Below are 2,049 nucleotides of genomic sequence, written 5' to 3' on the forward strand. Positions count from 1 at the left end.
GACTATGATTTGGCCTTTTAAGCCTAAGTTTCGCAAACAAATAGCCCGCATTGAAATTACCGGCGCGATCGCCGGCCCGACCCGCAAATGGGTTCTGGAAGCCCTCAAAACCGTCGAGGAAAAACGATTTCCCGCCTTACTGCTGCGAATCGATAGTCCTGGCGGCACAGTGGGCGATTCCCAAGAAATCTACAGCGCTCTAAAGCGTCTGCAAGAAAAAGTCAAAATTGTGGCCAGTTTTGGTAATATTTCCGCCTCCGGGGGCGTATACATCGGTATGGGAGCCCAGCACATCATAGCCAACCCAGGCACGGTGACGGGCAGCATTGGAGTGATCCTGCGCGGCAATAATCTAGAACGTTTGCTGGAAAAAGTTGGCGTTTCTTTCAAAACGATCAAATCCGGCCCGTACAAAGACATTATGGCCTTTGACCGAGAGCTGACAGAACCGGAAAAAAATATACTCCAAGAGCTGATCGACACCAGTTACCTACAGTTCGTGCAAACGGTTGCCGAGGCACGGAAGCTCACAGTAGAAACTGTTCGGAGTTTCGCAGACGGACGCATTTTTACAGGAGAACAAGCGTTACAATTGGGTGTAGTCGATCGCTTGGGTACTGAGGAAGATGCCCGCCGCTGGGCAGCAGAATTGGCGGGACTCGACCCCGAAAAAACCCGCTGCTACAACTTTGAAGAACGCAAACCCGTCTTGAGTCGCCTGCTGTCGGGAAACAACCAGAAGGTATCTGGACTATCATCTGGTATGGAGTGGTTAGAGTTTGAAATGTCTACCAACGGTCTGCCGCTGTGGATCTATAGACCTTAAAGTTGAGACAAAAAGTGGTTTGTAGTTCATATAGCAGGTTTTGTTAACATTGCACGGGGCACTGCTGACTTTTCAGCAGTGCTTCAGCCATAATGACAACGGCTTTTGAGTTTATCTATCCATCGATCGTATTTATATTCGCGTTGATAATAAGGAGGATTTTTGCGTGGAGTGGCGAGTTAAAGCAATTCGTGGGGCAACCACTGCCTCGGAAAATTCGGTTGAGGCAATTCGAGAAGCAGTCACAGAACTGCTAGACGAACTGGAAAAGCGCAATCATTTAGACCCCAACGATATCATAAGTGCGATTTTCTCTGCCACCCGCGATTTGGATGCGATTTTCCCGGCGGCGATCGCTCGTCGCCGTCCCGGTTGGGAAAACGTTCCTCTGTTAGATGTCCAGCAGATGCACGTTCCGGGAGACTTAGACCGCTGCATTCGCTTCCTCATCCACGTTAATCTTCCATATCCTCACGTCAAAATTTACCATCCCTATTTGCGGAAAGCCCAAAACCTCAGACCTGATTGGAGTTTACCCGCAAGTACGCTGTCGCTTTAGGGATTAGGGATTAGGGATTAGGGGCTAGGGGAAAGAGGGAGAGAGAAGAAATTCCTACTTTTGACTTTTGACTTTTGACTTTTGACTTTCCCTAACCCCTTTTCCCCAGGCTTGCTCTATTCATGAGAATTAGGTTAAATTTAATTAAGATTTGTTTGCCGTTATCATTTTTGTGTTTTACAAATCGCCCCTCTGGCGATTGATGTGAGACATCGGCTGAAAAATCAAGCAATTATCTGACTCGGTTAAAAATCGCAATTGGTGTAGATCGGTAACCAGTTAGTCGTACTCGCAATTAGAGGCCACCCATCTATGAAATTTTCTTGGAGAGTCGTATTACTGTGGACGTTGCCTGCTTTAGTCATTGGTTTTTTCCTGTGGCAAGGAGCATTTGCAACATCTGCCATCGACGCCAGCAGAAACACCGCCAGTACCCGCATGACCTACGGTCGCTTTTTGGATTACCTGGATAGCGGTCGAGTTACCAGTGTCGATTTATACGAAGGTGGCAGAACCGCAATTGTCGAAGGTATCGATCCGCAACCGGAACTGAGCAATCAACTGCAACGGTGGCGAGTCGATTTACCTGCAAACGCCCCGGAACTGATTTCCAAGTTTAAAGAAGAAAAAGTTAGCTTTGCCATCCATCCGATTCGCAACGATG

3 protein-coding genes are annotated in these 2,049 nt (G+C 47.9%); all 3 read left to right on the top strand.

Annotation, left to right across the window (positions count from 1 at the left end; genetic code table 11):
- Window positions 1–4: 4 nt before the first annotated feature.
- On the top strand, window positions 5–826 hold the full coding sequence (gene sppA, locus H6S82_RS30580; RefSeq protein ID WP_190475730.1) for a signal peptide peptidase SppA: 822 nt from the start codon (window positions 5–7) through the stop codon (window positions 824–826).
- Window positions 827–992: 166 nt separating this feature from the next.
- Window positions 993–1,385 carry a chorismate mutase gene (gene aroH, locus H6S82_RS30585; RefSeq protein ID WP_190475715.1) on the top strand — a complete coding sequence of 131 codons (393 nt, stop codon included), beginning with the start codon at window positions 993–995 and terminating at the stop codon, window positions 1,383–1,385.
- A gap of 312 nt (window positions 1,386–1,697) precedes the next feature.
- Window positions 1,698–2,049, top strand: a 352-nt coding sequence (locus tag H6S82_RS30590) for an ATP-dependent metallopeptidase FtsH/Yme1/Tma family protein (protein ID WP_191057280.1), incomplete at its 3' end; no start/stop codon positions are given.

It is taken from the genome of Planktothrix sp. FACHB-1355 (genome assembly GCF_014748295.1).
Lineage (GTDB): Bacteria > Cyanobacteriota > Cyanobacteriia > Cyanobacteriales > Aerosakkonemataceae > Aerosakkonema > Aerosakkonema funiforme_A.

What these genes read in the sequence shown, in the direction of transcription:
- sppA (WP_190475730.1), top strand. Translation starts at nt 5, where the DNA reads ATGATTTGGCCTTTTAAGCCTAAGTTTCGCAAACAAATAGCCCGCATT.